Source organism: Streptomyces sp. V4I2, assembly GCF_030817655.1.
GTDB lineage: Bacteria > Actinomycetota > Actinomycetes > Streptomycetales > Streptomycetaceae > Streptomyces > Streptomyces plumbiresistens.
The window spans coordinates 5982834-6000505 of sequence record NZ_JAUSZM010000003.1; the positions used below are offsets into that span (position 1 = coordinate 5982834).

General features: G+C 71.7%; 9 protein-coding genes and 1 tRNA gene. All 10 read left to right on the forward strand.

What is annotated here, in order from left to right; translation table 11 throughout:
* The first annotated feature begins 151 nt into the window (after window positions 1–151).
* The 10 genes from QFZ76_RS28400 to QFZ76_RS28445 all read left to right on the forward strand — a co-directional run bounded on the left by QFZ76_RS28400 (window position 152) and on the right by QFZ76_RS28445 (window position 17657).
* Window positions 152–2815 (forward strand): protein kinase, encoded by a 2664-nt coding sequence (locus QFZ76_RS28400; RefSeq protein WP_307676376.1) that lies wholly within the window; start codon window positions 152–154, stop codon window positions 2813–2815.
* A 142-nt stretch (window positions 2816–2957) separates the two neighbouring features.
* Window positions 2958–3155: a hypothetical protein gene (locus tag QFZ76_RS28405; RefSeq protein ID WP_307676377.1), complete on the forward strand. Its 198-nt coding sequence runs from the start codon at window positions 2958–2960 to the stop codon at window positions 3153–3155.
* 256 nt (window positions 3156–3411) lie between these two features.
* A complete protein-coding gene (gene topA, locus QFZ76_RS28410) occupies window positions 3412–6231 on the forward strand; it encodes a type I DNA topoisomerase (RefSeq protein WP_307676378.1) in 2820 nt (939 codons plus the stop codon).
* Between the two features lie 124 nt (window positions 6232–6355).
* Window positions 6356–9649: a dTMP kinase gene (gene tmk / locus QFZ76_RS28415; RefSeq protein ID WP_307676379.1), complete on the forward strand. Its 3294-nt coding sequence runs from the start codon at window positions 6356–6358 to the stop codon at window positions 9647–9649.
* A 201-nt stretch (window positions 9650–9850) separates the two neighbouring features.
* On the forward strand, window positions 9851–11056 hold the full coding sequence (locus QFZ76_RS28420) for a DNA polymerase III subunit delta' (protein WP_307676380.1): 1206 nt from the start codon (window positions 9851–9853) through the stop codon (window positions 11054–11056).
* A 137-nt stretch (window positions 11057–11193) separates the two neighbouring features.
* Window positions 11194–12825: an alpha/beta hydrolase gene (locus tag QFZ76_RS28425; RefSeq protein ID WP_307676381.1), complete on the forward strand. Its 1632-nt coding sequence runs from the start codon at window positions 11194–11196 to the stop codon at window positions 12823–12825.
* Between the two features lie 108 nt (window positions 12826–12933).
* Window positions 12934–13010: transfer RNA gene (locus QFZ76_RS28430), tRNA-Thr, on the forward strand.
* 725 nt (window positions 13011–13735) lie between these two features.
* A complete protein-coding gene (locus tag QFZ76_RS28435) occupies window positions 13736–14620 on the forward strand; it encodes a xanthine dehydrogenase family protein subunit M (RefSeq protein ID WP_307676382.1) in 885 nt (294 codons plus the stop codon).
* A complete protein-coding gene (locus QFZ76_RS28440; protein ID WP_307676383.1) occupies window positions 14617–15219 on the forward strand; it encodes a (2Fe-2S)-binding protein in 603 nt (200 codons plus the stop codon). Before QFZ76_RS28435 ends, QFZ76_RS28440 begins: the two co-directional genes overlap by 4 nt.
* A complete protein-coding gene (locus tag QFZ76_RS28445; RefSeq protein ID WP_307676384.1) occupies window positions 15219–17657 on the forward strand; it encodes a xanthine dehydrogenase family protein molybdopterin-binding subunit in 2439 nt (812 codons plus the stop codon). The genes QFZ76_RS28440 and QFZ76_RS28445 overlap by 1 nt, the downstream gene beginning before the upstream one ends.
* Window positions 17658–17672 lie beyond the last annotated feature (15 nt).

Sequence of the window (17672 nt, forward strand, 5' to 3'; positions counted from 1 at the left end):
CTGAGGCATGCGTGCCCTCTTGAGTCGCATGGGTCAGGTCTGGCGGGATTGCTCCGGAAAAGGGCTCCTGTCAGTGGTGGGTGCGAAGCTACCTTCGAGGGACAAACTTCGCGCGTTCTCGGGGGAGGCGCGCAGTCTCGGGGGAGGCGCGATGGCGGGGGAGACGCCGGATCAGGGCGAAGGAAGGGTCATCAACGGGCGGTACCGGCTGCTGCGGGCGCTCGGCGCGGGCGGCATGGGCCGCGTGTGGCTCGCGTACGACGAGGAGTTGGCCTGCGAAGTCGCGATGAAGGAGATCGCGCTTCCGGGCGTGCCGATGGACTCGACCGAGCCCACGCAGCGCATCGCGCGGGCCCGCAGCGAGGCCCGGCACGCGGCCCGGCTGCGCGGACACCCGCACGTGGCGACGGTTCACGACGTGGTGGTGCACGAAGGGCTGCCGTGGATCGTCATGGAGTACGTCCCGGACGCGATCGACCTCCAGGCGGTCGTACGGCGTTCAGGACCGCTCGAGCCCGCACAGGCGGCGCGCATCGGACTCGCCGTCCTCGACGCGCTCACCGCGGGTCATCGCATCGGCATTCTCCACCGGGACGTGAAACCGGCCAACATCCTTCTGGCACCGGACTCTTCGGGCGACCCGTACGCGCGCGTGCTGCTCACCGACTACGGCATCGCCCTCATGCCCGAGTCCCAGGAACCGCGGCTCACCGCCACGGCCGGCATTCTCGGGACACCCGGCTATCTCGCCCCGGAGCGGGCCCGCGGTGAACCGCCCACGCCGGCCGCCGACATGTTCTCCCTGGGCGCCACGCTGTACGCCGCCGTCGAGGGCCGCGGCCCCTTCGACCGCCACGGCGACTACGCGACCCTCACGGCGCTGCTCGGCGAGGACCCGACCCCGCCGGTGCGGGCGGGCGAACTGACCCCGGTTCTGCTGGGTTTGCTCGTCAAGGATCCGGTGCGCAGGTTCTCGTCGGAGACGGTCGCGCGGGGACTGGAGCGGGTGGTGCAAGGGGGCGCGGGGCCCGGGGCGCCGCCTGGCTGGGGTGCGGCGCCGGTCGCGGCGGCGGGCTTCGCCGCGCCGCCGGGAGGCTTCGGGCCGCCCCCCGAGGGGTTCGGCGCGGCACCGGCGGGGGCGGGGCGTTCGCCCGAGGGCCACGGTGCGGCCCTGGAGGGCCATGACGCGATGCCGCGGGGCCATGGCGGGGCATCGGGAGGCCAAGGCGCTCCGCCAGGGGGCCAAGGCGCTTCGCCGGGCGCCGAGGCGGTGGACGGCCCGCCGCCCGGGTACGTGGCGAGCACGCCGCCGGGTTATGTCTCCGGCCCGCCGGGCGGGTGGGGCGGCGGCCCGGCGCAGGGGAGTCCACCGCTGCCGGGTGCGCCGCAGACGCCGAACACGCCGCAGACGCCGCACACCCAGGCGGGTACCGCCGGTGCGGGCGCTCTCGCGGGCCCCGGGGCCGGGGACCCGGCCACCCCGGGATCCGGCGGTCCTGGCTTCGGCGGTGTCGGCTCGGGCGGTCCTGGCTCGGGCGGCCCGAGCGGGGGCGGGGCGGGCTCCGGAAGTGCGGAATCCGGCGGCCCCGCGACGCCCGGCGGAACACCCGGCCCGTCGGCGTACGACCCGTGGCGGCGTCCCGCGGCGCAGCCGCCGGACGTCGGCAACCCCTATGCGCAGGCGCCCGGTTCGCCGTACGCGAGCGGCGGTGCCCAGCCGCCGTACGGCGGCAGTGCCCAATCGCCGTACGGCAGCGGCTCCCAGGCCTCATACGGCGGCAGCGCCACGCAGTCGGCGTACCCCGGTGGCGTCCCCGCGCAGCCTGGGTACGGCGGTTACGGCGGCCCGGGTGGGCCCGGCGCTCCCGGCGTTCCCGGTGGGCAGGCTTCGCCCCCGCCGTCCCCCGCGAAGAAGCGGATCGCTCTCGTCGCCCTCGTCGTGGCCGCCGTGCTGGTCATCGCCGGTGGCGCGTGGGGGGTCGTCCTGGTGACCGGGGACGACGACGGCAAGAAGGACGCGGCGACGAAGCGGTCGGCCTCGCCCAGTGCGAGCGGATCGCAGGGGTCGGCCTCGGCGCCGCCGGCGGGGCCCGTGCTGCCGTACGGCGATGTGGTCGGGCTCGGGGAACCCCTGGAGCCCGGGGACTGTGTGCAGGCGGTGTGGTCGGGGACGCCGTTCAAGTCGGAGCCCAACCTGGGGCTGGTGGACTGCGCCGAGGACTGGCCGGACGGGCAGGTCGTCGCGATCGACACCGCCGCCGACCACGCGGACGCCCGCGCGCAGGGCGCGAAACGCTGCGAGAACCAGACCCGGACGCTCGTCGACGCACTGCCGGACGCGGCCGGCTACGCCGTCGTACCGACGGAGGAGGGCTTCACCGCGGCGGGCGGCGGTACGGCATGTCTCGTACTCGGCCGCCATGCCTCGATAGGTGGTGAGGTCGGCCGTTTCCGCGACGCGGGCACCGACTTGTGGGTCGGCCAGATGAGCGTCGGCGACTGCTGGGTCTACGAGGAACAGGAGGACAGTTACAACGCCCCGCTCACCGACTGCGCCAAACCCCACACCGACCAGGTCATCGGGAGCGTCCAGGCCCCGACCGGGATGACGTACAAGAAGGGCACCGACAACGCGACGAAGCTGTGCGGCAACAAGTTCGAGTCGACGTGGGCACCGGGGCAGGACCGGACCGTCTACGGCTGGGTGGCCGACCAGGACGACTGGGAAGAGGGCTTCAACAAGGTCGTGTGCACGGTCAGCCGGGCCGACAACAAGAAGACGACCGGAAAGATACCCGCGCCCGGCGCGGTCTGAGGCCGGCCGGCAGGCGCGGAGCGGAGGAGTCCACAGCCGCGTCGGTCCCGCGTTCACCTGGGGTTCGCCTGTCCGCCGCCCATGCGTGTCAGCCTCCACGGGCTGGGCACACGGGGTCAGGAGAAAAGGGGCAAGGGGAGCCATGGAGAGCGGACCGGCGATCTTCTCGGGAGTGGTGTTCGCCCTGTTCGGAAGTGGGCTGCTGGCGTGGACCGCGGCCCGCGTCCGGCACCGGGAACCGGTCGCCCTCGGTGTGAGTCCTGTCGCATCGGCGACCGTCGCGAGCATCGTCGCGCTGATCGCGCTGGCCCTTGGCATGTGGTGCTTCACGCGCGTGTAAGAACCGCGCGAGAGCTGCCTGAAGGCCGAGGCCCGGATAATTGGGAGGTCACCCTCCGGATAGGCGAGAAAAGGCCGGTGGGCACTCCGGGCGGCAGGAATGGCGGGAGTCGGGTTACCGTTCGAGTGGCCGTTGCGGGCTTTTCCCGTTTGACACGGGGGCGGGATGTACCGTCACACTCCGCAGCGTCACCATGACCCGACCCCGGGAGCAAGGCCTGGGGAGGCCCCAGCGTCGACCGGAGAGAAGAGCGAAGTTGTCCCCGACCAGCGAGACCGCGAAGGGCGGCCGCCGACTCGTCATCGTCGAGTCGCCTGCCAAGGCGAAGACGATCAAGGGCTATCTCGGCCCCGGATACGTTGTCGAGGCGAGCGTCGGGCACATCCGCGACCTCCCCAGCGGCGCCGCGGAGGTGCCCGAGAAGTACACCGGCGAGGTCCGCCGCCTCGGCGTGGACGTCGAGCACGACTTCCAGCCCATCTACGTCGTCAACGCCGACAAGAAGGCCCAGGTCAAGAAGCTCAAGGACCTGCTGAAGGACTCCGACGAGCTCTACCTCGCCACCGATGAGGACCGCGAGGGCGAGGCGATCGCCTGGCACCTCCAGGAGGTCCTCAAGCCCAAGGTCCCGGTCAAGCGGATGGTCTTCCACGAGATCACCAAGGCCGCGATCCAGGCCGCCGTCGCCAACCCGCGCGAGCTGAACCAGAAGCTGGTCGACGCCCAGGAGACCCGCCGCATCCTCGACCGCCTCTACGGCTACGAGGTCTCGCCGGTCCTGTGGAAGAAGGTCATGCCGCGACTGTCGGCCGGCCGTGTCCAGTCCGTCGCCACCCGGCTCGTGGTGGAGCGGGAACGCGAGCGCATCGCGTTTCGTTCTGCTGAGTACTGGGACCTGACGGGCACCTTCGCGACCGGCCGCGCGGGGGACGCGTCGGACCCGTCGTCGCTGGTCGCCCGCCTCCAGACCGTCGACGGCAGGCGGGTCGCGCAGGGCCGCGACTTCGACTCCGTGGGACAGATCAAGAGCGCGAACACCCTCCACCTCGACGAGGCCAACGCCCGCGCGCTGGCCGCCGCCCTGGAGAACACCCAGTTCTCGGTGCGGTCCGTCGAGTCGAAGCCGTACCGCCGCTCGCCGTATGCCCCGTTCCGTACGACGACGCTTCAGCAGGAGGCCTCGCGCAAGCTCGGCTTCGGCGCGAAGTCGACCATGCAGGTGGCCCAGAAGCTGTACGAGAACGGCTTCATCACCTACATGCGTACGGACTCCACGACCCTGTCGGACACGGCGATCAACGCCGCCCGTGCCCAGGTCACCCAGCTGTACGGCGCCGACTACCTCCCGGCCCAGCCGCGGACGTACGCCGGGAAGGTCAAGAACGCGCAGGAGGCGCACGAGGCGATCCGCCCCTCGGGCGATCGGTTCCGCACCCCCGCCGAGACCGGACTGACCGGCGACCAGTTCAGGCTGTACGAGCTGATCTGGAAGCGGACCGTCGCTTCCCAGATGAAGGACGCCACCGGCAACTCCGTCACCGTGAAGATCGGTGGCGCCGCCGCCGACGGCCGGGACGTCGAGTTCAGCGCGTCCGGCAAGACGATCACCTTCCACGGCTTCCTGAAGGCGTACGTCGAAGGCGCCGACGACCCGAACGCCGAGCTGGACGACCGCGAGCGCCGGCTGCCCCAGGTCAGCGAGGGCGACGCGCTGCGCGCCGAGGAGATCACGGTCGACGGGCACGCCACCAAGCCCCCGGCCCGCTACACCGAGGCCAGCCTCGTCAAGGAGCTCGAAGAACGCGAGATCGGCCGCCCGTCGACGTACGCGTCGATCATCGGCACGATCCTCGACCGCGGCTATGTCTTCAAGAAGGGCACGGCCCTCGTGCCGTCCTTCCTGTCCTTCGCCGTGGTCAACCTCCTGGAGAAGCACTTCGGGCGGCTCGTCGACTACGACTTCACGGCCAGGATGGAGGACGACCTCGACCGCATCGCCCGCGGTGAGGCGCAGGCCGTGCCGTGGCTCAGGCGCTTCTACTTCGGCGAGGGCGCGGGCGGCGGCGGTGCCGCAGACGCCGGCAACGGCGACGGGGACCACCTCGGCGGCCTCAAGGAGCTGGTGACCGACCTGGGCGCGATCGACGCACGCGAGGTGTCGTCGTTCCCGGTGGGCGACGGCATCGTGCTGCGGGTGGGGCGCTACGGCCCGTACGTGGAGCGTGGCGAGAAGGACTCCGAGAACCACCAGCGGGCGGACGTGCCCGAGGACCTGGCGCCGGACGAGCTGTCCGTCGAGTTCGCGGAGGAACTGCTCGCCAAGCCGAGCGGCGACTTCGAGCTCGGTGCCGACCCGGAGACGGGTCGTCAGATCATCGCCAGGGACGGCCGCTACGGCCCGTACGTCACCGAGGTGCTCCCCGAGGGCACCCCGAAGACCGGCAAGAACGCCGTCAAGCCGCGTACGGCCTCGCTGTTCAAGTCGATGTCGCTCGACACGGTGACGCTGGCGGACGCCCTCAAGCTGATGTCGCTGCCGCGCGTCGTCGGCAAGGACGCCGAAGGCGTGGAGATCACCGCGCAGAACGGCCGCTACGGGCCGTACCTGAAGAAGGGCACGGACTCGCGCTCGCTGCAGACCGAGGACCAGCTCTTCACGATCACCCTCGAAGAGGCGCTGGAGATCTACTCCCAGCCCAAGCAGCGTGGCCGGGCCGCCGCCAAGCCGCCGCTGAAGGAACTGGGCGACGACCCGGTCAGCGGGAAGCCGGTCGTCGTCAAGGACGGTCGCTTCGGGCCGTACGTCACGGACGGGGAGACCAACGCGACTCTGCGCTCCGGCGACAGCGTCGAGGAGATCACCCCGGAGCGCGGCTTCGAGCTGCTCGCCGAGAAGCGGGCCAAGACGCCCGCCAAGAAGACGGCGAAGAAGGCGCCCGCCAAGAAGGCTCCGGCCAAGAAGGCGACGGCTGCGAAGAAGACCGCCGCCAAGACGACCACCGCTGCGAAGAAGACGACCGCCAAGAAGACCACCGCGAAGCGGGCGACGGCTTCGAAGACGGCCGCCGACGAGTGAGGGTCACCGTATTTCCCCACTGAGGGTTCGCAAAACGAACGCCCCGGCATCACTTTGGTGTCGGGGCGTGCGCACGTTCGGACGCGCGCCCCGGCCTGTCGGTAGGTCCCGATAGGCTGAAAGCATGACCCCAGCGGAGCAGCCAACGGCCCCTCACCCGGCCCCCGACGACGCCCTGGTCGCGGACTCCCGCGAGCGCGCCGTCCGCGCCCTGCTGCGCCGACCGCAGCTGAAACGGCTGTGGAGCGCACAACTCGTGGGCGGAGTCGGTGACACCCTCGCGCTTCTGGTACTGGTCGTCCTCGCCCTCCAAGCGGCGATCGCCGAGGGCTCGTTCGGCGGCGGCTACCGGGGCGTGGCGTTCGCAGTGGCGACCGTTTTCGGGGTGCGCATCCTCGCGACGCTGCTCTTCGGGGCCGTTCTCCTCGGCCCGCTGACCGCGCTCACCTCCCAGGACGGCCCGCTGGACCGCCGCTGGACGATGGTCGGCGCGGACGGGCTGCGGGCCGCGATGCTCATCGTGGCGCCCCTGTGGATCGACTGGACACCCGAGGACGCGCTGGCCGTCCTGTTGGTCACCGCCTTCGTGACCGGTGTCGCCGAGCGCTTCTGGACGGTGTGCCGCGAGAGCGCGGCGCCCGCACTGCTGCCCGCCCCGCCCCCGGAGGGGGCGACGGTGCGACCGCTGCCGGACCACATGGACGCGCTGCGCCGCCTCACACTGCGCACGACCTTCGTGGCGATCCCGCTCGCGGCCGCCGTGCTCGTGGTCGCGGGTCTGCTCAACAACCTGCTCGGCTCGGGAATCGCCTGGTTCGCCCAGCACCAGGCGGCCCTCGCCTCGTATGTCGCGGCCGGGCTGTTCGCCGCGTCCCTGTCCGTGCTGACCTTCCTGGAGCTGCCCGGCACCCGCACCCCGCGCGCGCGGTCGCCGCTGGAAGGGCTGCGCCGGCCCAAGACGGGCACCGGCGTCGACAAGGGCCGTACCGGCGCGATCCCGCTGCTGGTGCTCGCCTGCGCGGCGATCGCCGGGGCGGTGGCGGCCGCGGTCGCCGTGTCCGTGCTGCACGCCAAGGACCTGGGCGGCGGCCCGGTGATGTACGGGCTCCTGGTGGGCGCCCTGACCGGCGGCGTGGTCGTAGGCATCCGTACGGCACCGTCCCTGCTGCCCACACTGTCGCGGCGCCGCCTGCTGGCACTGGCGCTCGCCTTCACCGGCGTCGCGCTGCTGGCCGCCGGGCTCGTCCCGGACGTCACCAGCGTGGTGCTGATCCTCGCGCTGGCCGGCGTCGGCGCGGGCGTGGCCGCCAACACCGGGCACACGCTGCTCGACCTGGAGGCCGAGGAGTACCGCCGGGCGCGGACCACCGAGCATCTGCACGCGGTCGTACGGGTCTCCGTGGCCCTGGGCGCGCTGGTGGCGCCCCTGGTGGCGGCGGCGATCGGCCCGCACCGCCTGGAGAACGGCAAGTTCGTGTTCGCGCACGGCGGCGCGGCCTTCACCCTGATGCTGATCGGCGCGCTGCTGCTGCCGGTGGCCGCACTGGTGCTGGCCAAGGTCGACGACCGCTCCGGCGTGCCCCTGCGGCACGACCTGCGGGACGCGCTGCTCGGCGGCGACGACCCCGTGACGGCACCCGCCGGCACCGGTTTCTTCATCGCCCTGGAGGGCGGCGACGGGGCCGGGAAGTCCACCCAGGCCGAGGCCCTCGCCGAGTGGATCAGGGCGAAGGGGCACGAGGTCGTGGTGACGCGGGAACCGGGCGCCACCCCGGTGGGCAAGCGGCTGCGGTCGATCCTGCTGGACGTGTCCAGCGCCGGGCTGTCGCACCGGGCGGAGGCGCTGCTGTACGCGGCGGACCGCGCCGAGCACGTCGACACCGTCGTCCGGCCCGCCCTGGAGCGCGGCGCGGTGGTCGTCTCCGACCGCTACATCGACTCCTCGGTGGCCTACCAGGGCGCGGGCCGTGACCTGTCCCCGACCGAGATCGCCCGGATCAACCGCTGGGCGACGGACGGGCTCGTACCCAACCTGACGGTGCTGCTGGATGTCTCGCCGGAGATCGCACGCGAGCGGTTCACCGAGGCACCCGACCGGCTCGAGTCGGAGCCGGCCGAGTTCCACGCGCGCGTGCGGTCCGGTTTCCTGACGCTGGCCGCCGCCGACCCCGGGCGCTACCTGGTCGTGGACGCGGGCCAGGAGCCCGAGGCCGTCACCACCGTCGTACGGCATCGGCTCGACCAGATGCTGCCGCTGTCCGAGGCCGAGATCCAGGCCCAGGAGGAGGCCCGCCGGAAGGCCGAGGAAGAGGCCCGGCGCAAGGCGGAGGAAGAGGCCGCCCGCAAGGCCGAGGAGGAGCGCCTGGAGCGCGAGCGCCAGGAGCAGCTCGAACGACTGCGCGCCGAGGAGGAGGAGCGCAAGCGGCGCGAGCTGGAGGAAGCGCAGCGGCGAGAGGCCGAACGGCAGGCGGAGGAGGCCCGGGTGCGGGCCGAGGAAGCGCGCCGCCGTGCCGAGGAGGAGCGGGCGCGGCTCCTCGCCGAGGAGAAGGCACGGGCTGAGGAAGAGGCCCGCCGGAAGGCTGCGGAGGACCGGCGCCGCAGGCAGGCCGAGGAGGAGGCGCGCCTGCGTGCCGAGGCCGAGGCGCGGCGCCTGGAGAAGCAGCGGAAGGCCGAGGAGGCGCTGCTGCGCGCCGAGGAGGCCCGGCGGCTGGCCGAGCAGGCGGCGGCCGCGGCCCAGGCGGGGCCCAAGACGCCGGGAAATCGGCCGGCTTCCGGCCCCGCGGCGGACGCGGCGACCGTGCCGACGCCCGTGGTGACGCCGACGAACGCGTCGGGCGGACCGGTGGACGAGACGGCCGTACTGCCGTCGGTGGCGCCGGGGGCCGCGGACGACGAGACCGCGGTGCTTCCCCCGGTGCCGCCGAGGGGCACGGACGAGACGACGGTGCTGCGTCCCGTGCGGGACGAGCAGACGGACGGGCGCTCGTCCGGGGAGGCCGCCGGAGGGCCGGACGCCGAGGTGACGGCCGAGCTGCCGCAGCCGCCGGCTCCTGCGGGGGCGGCGGACGAGACGGCGGTGCTGCCGCCGGTGGCGCCGCCCGGTGCGGCAGACGAGACGGCCGTACTGCCTCCCGTGCGGGACGAGACTCCTGGGGACCGGGTTCCGCCGGGGTACTTCCGGGACGATCAGGCCGGGACCACCGGCGCCGGGGCGCAGCCGGACGGGACCGAGGACCGGACGCGCGAGATGCCGCAGGTCGACGAGTCCGGGGCACCGCGGCGACGCGCGCGGTCGGACTGGGCCGAGGAGACGCCGCTGGACGATCTGCCGACGTTGGCGGACGAACTGCTGGGGCCGCGCGGGGACGAGGAGTTCGACGAGGGGAAGGGGCGGCGCGGGCGCGGCCGGCGGGGTTGAGTTCGGCGGGGCTCAGTTCGCTGGGTCGGCTGGGTCGGGGCCGACCCAGCGCACACTGCCCGCAGGCCGCGCGGCCCGGATGCCCCCGGGTTGTACGTCTGCTCGCGGCCGGGGCGACACGGTCCGCCCCGGCCGCTGTCAGTGCCACCCCGCACAATGGAAGCCGCAACGCGAAACGTGACGAAAGGGCGGGGTGAGGGGATGACCGTCTGGGACGACCTGGTCGGCCAGGAGAGGGTGTGCGAGCAGCTCGGTGCCGCTGCCCGGGACGCCGACGCCCTGGTCACCGCGGCCGCCGCCGACACGCCGCCGCCCGAGGCGTCGAAGATGACCCATGCCTGGCTGTTCACGGGACCGCCCGGAGCGGGGCGGAACCAGGCGGCGCGGGCCTTCGCCGCCGCCCTGCAGTGCGTCAGCCCGGACCGCGCACTCGGCGGGATCCCCGGCTGCGGGTTCTGCGACGGGTGCCATACGGCGCTGATCGGCACCCATGCCGACGTCTCCACCGTCGCCGCCGTCGGGTCGCAGATCCTCGTCGACGACATGCGGGACACCGTCCGCAAGTCGTTCACCTCGCCGGCGAACGGCCGCTGGCAGGTCATCCTCGTCGAGGACGCCGAGCGGCTGAACGAGAAGTCGGCCAACGCCGTCCTCAAGGCCGTGGAGGAACCCGCCCCCCGCACGGTCTGGATGCTGTGCGCCCCCTCGATCGAGGACGTGCTGCCGACCATCCGCTCCCGCTGCCGTCACCTGAACCTCTCGACGCCGGCGGTCGACGCCGTCGCCGACATGCTCGTACGCCGGGAGGGCGTCGAGCCGGCCGCCGCGATGGCCGCCGCGCGCGCCACGCAGGGCCACGTCGAGCGGGCCCGCCGCCTCGCCACCGACCCCGCCGCCCGTGCGCGCCGGGCAGCCGTGCTGAAGCTGCCGCTGCGGGTCGACGACGTCGGCGCCTGTCTCAAGGCCGCCCAGGAACTCGTCGACGCGGCAGCGGACGACGCCAAGCAACTCGCCGAGGACATGGACGGCAAGGAGACCGACGAACTCAAGACAGCGATGGGCGCCTCCCAGGGCGGCCGGATGCCGCGTGGCACCGCGGGCGTGATGAAGGACCTGGAGGACAAGCAGAAACGACGCCGCACGCGTACGCAGCGCGACAGCCTCGACCTCGCCCTGACCGACCTCACCGGCTTCTACCGCGACGTCCTGGCCCTCCAGCTCGGCTCCCGCGTGGCGATCTCCAACGCCGACGCGGAGGAGGCCCTGGAGCGGCTCGCCCGCGCCGGCTCCCCGGAGTCCACGCTCCGCCGCATCGAGGCGATCGCCGCGTGCCGCGAGGCCCTCGACCGCAATGTGGCTCCGCTGCTCGCGGTGGAAGCGATGACGATGGCGCTGAGAGCAGGCTGAGGCTGAGTTGAGCTGAGGGGAGAGGAGGGGAGGGGCGCGGAGGAGGACGGGGCGGGGAGAGGTTGACCATGTCACTCGTACGAGCCATGGCATGCACGGAGGGCATTCAGATGGCTGCACAGAGTTACGCTCGGTTGATGTACACCAGGCGCAGCTTCCGCCCCCTCACCACGGCAGGCCAGACCGATCCGCCCGTCCAGCGCTCTCGAACACGCAGAGCCCGCACCAGCGGTGTTCTCCTCGCCGCCGCCGCGCTGCTCGTCTCCGCCTGCTCCTCCGGGAGTACGACGAGCTCCGGCAGCGCGGCGGCTCATGCGGCGCTTGTCGCGTTGCCGGAGGCCACGCCGGCCGCCCTCGCGTCGTACTACGGACAGAAGGCGAACTGGCGCAGCTGCGGCGTCCCCGGCTTCGAGTGCGCCACGCTGAAGGCGCCGCTCGACTACGCGAAGCCAGCCGACGGCGACGTCCGGCTCGCCGTGGCGCGCAAGAAGGCCACGGGTTCGGGCAAGCGTCTCGGTTCGCTGCTGGTGAACCCGGGCGGGCCGGGCGGCTCGGCGATCGGCTACCTGCAGGCGTACGCCGGGATCGGCTACCCGGCCGAGGTCCGCGCCCGCTACGACATGGTGGCGGTCGACCCACGTGGCGTCGCCCGCAGCGAGCCCGTCGAATGCCTCGACGGGCGGGACATGGACGCGTACACGCAGACGGACATGACGCCCGACGACGAGCGGGAGACCACCGAACTCGTCGACGCGTACAAGGAGTTCGCGGAGGGCTGCGGCGCCGACTCGCCTCGGCTGCTGCGCCATGTGTCCACGGTCGAGGCGGCCCGGGACATGGACATCGTGCGGGCGGCGCTCGGCGACCCGAAGCTGAACTACGTGGGGGCGTCGTACGGGACGTTCCTCGGGGCGACGTACGCGGGCCTCTTCCCGGAGCGGGCCGGCCGCCTCGTCCTGGACGGCGCGATGGACCCCTCGCTGCCCGCGCGCCGGTTGAACCTCGACCAGACGGCGGGCTTCGAGACGGCGTTCCAGTCGTTCGCGAAGGACTGCGTGCAGCAGCCGGACTGCCCGCTGGGCGGCAAGAGCACGACGCCGGCCCAGGTCGGCCGCAACCTCAAGGCCTTCTTCGAGAAGCTCGACGCCCGCCCGGTCCCCACCGGCGACGCGGACGGCCGTACGCTCGGCGAATCCCTCGCCACCACCGGCGTGATCGCGGCGATGTACGACGAGGGAGCCTGGGCGCAGCTGCGCGAGGCGCTGACCTCGGCGATGAAGGAGAACGACGGCGCGGGCCTGCTGGTCCTCTCCGACGGCTACTACGAGCGGGACGCCGACGGCCGCTACGAGAACCTGATGTTCGCCAACGCCGCCGTGAACTGCCTCGACCTCCCGGCCACCTTCGACACCCCGGACGAGGTACGAAACGACCTCCCCGCCTTCGAGAAGGCGTCCCCGGTCTTCGGCGAGGGCCTCGCCTGGGCCTCCCTGAACTGCGCGTACTGGCCGGTGGGCGCGACGGGCGAGCCGCACCGCATCGAAGCGAAGGGCGCGGCCCCGATCGTCGTGGTCGGCACCACCCGCGACCCGGCCACCCCCTACCGCTGGGCCCGGGCCCTGTCCGCCCAGCTCTCCTCCGCCCGCCTCCTCACCTACGAGGGCGACGGCCACACCGCCTACGGCCGCGGCAGCGCGTGCATCGACTCCACGATCAACGCGTACCTGCTCCGCGGCACGCCTCCGGTCGACGGAAAGCGCTGCTCATAGCCCCTGCGACGGGCCCCGGAGACCTCGCTCCCGGGGCCCGTACGGAGCACCCCCGGAAACTGTGTAGACTTTCCCACGTTGCTGATCGCACCATGGTGCGGACGGCGTGCCGCCTTAGCTCAGATGGCCAGAGCAACGCACTCGTAATGCGTAGGTCTCGGGTTCGAATCCCGAAGGCGGCTCCACTTGAGACCAGGTCAGATGCCCTCTGGCCTGGTCTTTTGTCTTGCGCTCCTGATGGTTGGTCAGCTCGTGGGATGCCCATGAGCGGAGGGGAGCGCAAGGGGAGCGCATTCAGGATCGATGGCCAAGGTCTGTGACCTGGTGTTTTGTGGCCAAAGTGGCAGCCACGGCGGCCATCGCGCGTCGCTGTTCCCGCGCCAAGGCCACACTCGACTTCCGGCGCTGTGAGCAGGCAGAAGACGGGGATCCAGGGACTGTCCTTCGTGCTCTCGGCGGGTATGAAAACAGGTGTCACCGCCACGGCGAGCCCGAAACGGCCCTGTACGTGCTCGGCGGCGTCGGCCGTCGGTGGGTCGGCGACCGGCTGGGACCAGGCCCGCGAGCGTTCCGGGACACTTCGTCGTCGTTGCGCCAGGTGTGGTGCACTAGAAGGAGAACGGCAGTGACACCGAGCCGGTGCGGATGTGCGTCGTACACAGCACACAGCACACAGGAGGCCATGTCGTGAACCTCGATGACTGCCCCTACGTACCCGCGCATGGCTCTGACCCCGCCCAGGGCCGGAGGGCCCATGGGCATCCGCGTATGAACCGCCTCGGAGCCTGTGGGGCACCCACAATCACCTGACGAATCGCGCGACGCAATCTCGGGGTAACCGTCCGCAGCCCACTTCGGCTCCGGGCCCGGTCACTTGCTCCTTCCCAGGAGCCGCAACCAAGGACAGGCGATGAAGCCGCCTCCATTCACGTACTGCGATCCCGAATCCGTCGATGAGGCCGTCGCGCTCAAGAGCGAGTACGGCAACGACTCCCTCGTCCTCGCGGGAGGACAGAGCCTTCTCCCCATGCTCAACATGCGGCTTGCCAGGCCGGAGGCACTGATCGACATCAACAAGATCGGTGACCTGCAGAAGATCGAGCGCCGGGCCGACATCCTGGAGGTGGGCGCCGGGGTTCGGCAGTACGAGCTGGAGGACCACCCGCTGGTCGGCGAACTGGTCCCGCTGCTGCCGGAGGCCACCGGCTACATCGGCCACATCGAGAACCGCCACCGCGGCACGGTCGGCGGCAGCCTGGCGCACGCCGACTCCGCTGCCGAACTGCCGTGCACGGCGGTGGCGCTCGACGCGACGGTGGTCGTGCACGGGCCGTCGGGCACCCGCACCATCGCGGCCCAGGACTTCTTCCAGGGCTGGATGACCACGGCCCTGGAGCCAGAGGAGGTCCTCGTCGCCATCCGCTACCCGGTGACGCCGTGGACCGCGGGCCACGGCTTCGTGGAGGTGTCCCGGCGCGTGGGCGACCTTGCGCTCGCCGGCGCCGCCGCGGTGGTGAACCTCGACGAGGACGGCCGCTTCACCTCCGTCTCCGTCGGCGTCCTGGGTATCTCCGTCGCGACGGTCCGCGCCTCCGCGGTGGAGAGCGCACTGATCGGTGAGGCCCCGACCGAGGAGAACATCGCCAGGGCCGCCAAGGAGATCGTTCCCTCGGTGACCTCGGGGGACGACCTGCACGCCACGCGCGCCTACCGCCGGCACCTCGCCTCCGTCGTGGTGTCGCGCGCGATCACCGCGGCCGTGGCACGCGCCCACGAGAGGAGCAACGGGAAGTGACGACCTCGACCGCCGCCAAGTACGGCACTGCCCGCCGGACCGTGACCATGCACGTCAACGGGTGGGGCGTGACCCGCGAGGTGTCGACGCGCACAACGCTCGCCGACTTCCTGCGCGACGAACTCGACCTGGTCAGCGTGCATCTCGGATGCGAGCACGGCGAGTGCGGATGCTGCAACGTCCTCTTCGACGGCCACTCCGTGCGCTCCTGCCTGATGCTGGCCGTCCAGGGGGACGGGCACGCGGTCGAGACCGTCGAAAGCCTGTCCGTCGACCCGACGGAGCTGCACCCCATCCAGGAGTCCTTCGCCGAGGAGCAGGGGCTGCAGTGCGGCTTCTGCACGCCCGCGATGGTGCTGCGTACCAAGGAGATCATCGAGACCGGTCATGAGATGACCGATGCCGAGGTGCGTCACGAGATCTCCGGGATCCTGTGCCGCTGCACCGGCTACCAGAACATCGTCAACGCGGTCCAGTCCGCCGGCGCCAAACTCCGCGGCGATGGGGGTCCCCCCGCTCGAGCGGATTCGAGAGTGGGGGAGGCCGCGGCCGACCGCGGCGAGGCGACGGCCGACGGCGCCGCGGGAGGTCGTTCCTGATGACCACCGAGCACACGGACACTGCCCAGAAGTCCGGCTACAAGTACATCGGCAAGGACCGCAAGCGGGTCGAGGACCCTCGGCTGCTGGTCGGCCGCGGCGGGTACATCGCCGACCTCAAACTGCCGGGCATGCTGCACGCCGCGATCCTGCGCAGCCCCGTACCGCACGCGTGGATCAGGTCCGTCGACGCCACCGAGGCACTGAAGCTGCCGGGAGTCGTCGCCGTGCTCACCGGCGAGGACTGCAAGGCGAGGATGAACCCCTGCATGAACTTCGGCCCGGCCACCATCGCGCAGTATCCGCTGGCCGTGGACAAGGTCCGCTACGTCGGCGAGGCCGTGGCGGCCGTCGTCGCGGAGAGCAGGTACCTCGCCGAGGACGGCGTGGACCTGCTGGAGGTCGACTACGAGGACCTCCCGCCGGTCACCGATCCCATGGCGGCCATGGAGCCCGAGTCCGCCGTGCTGCACGAGGAGCACGACAGCAACATCGGCTGCGAGCGGACCTTCGAGTTCGGCGATGTGAACGCCGCGTTCGCCGGGGCCGACCTCGTCGTCGAGGACACCCTGCACTGGGGCCGCTCCGCCGGAATGCCGATGGAGACCGCGGGCGCGGTGGCCCAGCCCGGCTTCAACGGCGTACTGGAGATCTACTGCAACTCGCTCAACTTCAGCTACTTCTCCTTCCTGATCGCGGGCGCGCTGAGGGTTCCGTCGAACAAGCTGACCATGAAGCCGGTCCCGGCGGGCGGCAGCTTCGGCAGCAAGCTCGCCGCGCACAAGGTGCCCACCCTCGCCGGCTTCCTGGCGCTGCGGGTGGGTCGCCCGGTGTCGTACGTCGAGGACCGGATCGACCACCTGGTGAACTCGGACCACCACGGGTGCGACCGCTTCTACGAAGCCCGCATGGGCTTTCGCGCCGACGGCACGATCGTCGGTCTCGACATTGACGTCGTCGACGACTACGGCGCCTACATGCAGTTCGGCGTCGGCCACCACGGCAACGCCTTCTCCCAGGTCGTCGGCCCTTACAGGTTCCGGGACGTGAGGTACCGACTGCGGGCCGTGCTCACCGACAAGTGCCAGCAGGGCGCCTACCGCGGCTTCGGCTCCGAGGTGCACAACTGGGTGCTGGAACGGCTGGTCGACTCCGGGGCGGCCCGGCTCGGGCTCGCTCCGGAGGAGATCCGCCGCCGCAACTTCATCCAGCCCGACCAGTTCCCGTACACGATCCCCGGCGGCAACGTCTACGACAGCGGTGACTACCCAGCCGTACTGGACAAGGCACTATCGATGATCGACCTGGACAGGTGGCGCGCCGAACAGAAGCGGCTGCGGGCGGAGGAGGGCCGCTGCATCGGCATCGGCCTGGCCACCACCCAGGAGCGCAGCGTCTTCAGCTCCACCGAGTTCTGGTCCCTGGTGGAAAAGCCCGTCCTGCCCGTCACCTCCAGCCCCGAGAGCGCGACGGTGACGATCGACCCCACTGGGCAGTTCCAACTCCTGCTGCACTGCCAGTCGATGTGGGGCAACAGCCCCGAGACGGTGGGCGCCACCGTCCTCGCCGAGGAGTTCGGGATCCCGCCGGAGAGCGTCAACGTCCGGTATGCCGACTCCGCCCACGCGCTTCCCAGCACGGGCCCGGGCGGCAGCCGCTACACCGTCATGGTGGCCGGTGCGATCCGGGGCGCCTCGCGCAAGCTGCGGAAGAAACTCATCCACATCGCCGCGCACACCCTCGAAGTGGCCGCGGAGGACCTCGAACTTGTCGACGCGCGCGTGCAGGTCAAAGACGCCCCGGAGACCGGGCTGACCCTCGCGGAGCTCGCGGGCACCGCCTACTTCTTCGCGCTCAGCCTGCCCGAGGGCATGACAAGCGGACTGGAGGAGTCCTACACCTACGACCATCCGTACACGACGCTGCCGGCACCGGACGGCTCGGACTTCGGCGTCTTCTACCCGATCATGGGCCATGCCTGCCACATCGCGGTCCTGGAAGTCGACCCCGACACCGGGATCCCCTCCTTCCTCGACTACGTGGCCGTGCACGACGCCGGGACGATCGTGAACCCCAAGAGCCTGGGCGGCCACGTCACCGGCGGCGCCACGCAGGGCATCGGGACCACGCTCTACGAGGAGCTGGCCTACGACGAGGACGGGCAGTTCTTGTCCTCGACCTTCAGGGACTACCTGATCCCCACCGCGGGCGAGGTCCCGCCGTTCCGCATCGGGCACGTCGAGACGCCTTCGCCGTTCACCGAGTACGGCATCAAGGGCGGCGGCGAGGGCGGCCGCATGGTGGCCCCGTCGGCCGTGTCGGCGGCCATCGACGACGCCCTGCGGGAGTACGGGATGCGGGTTCGGCAGCTACCGGTCAAGCCCTCGGACATCGTGGCAGCGGTACAGGCCGGCACCGTCCGGGCGGAGGCGGGCTGATGTCCGCCACCGGAG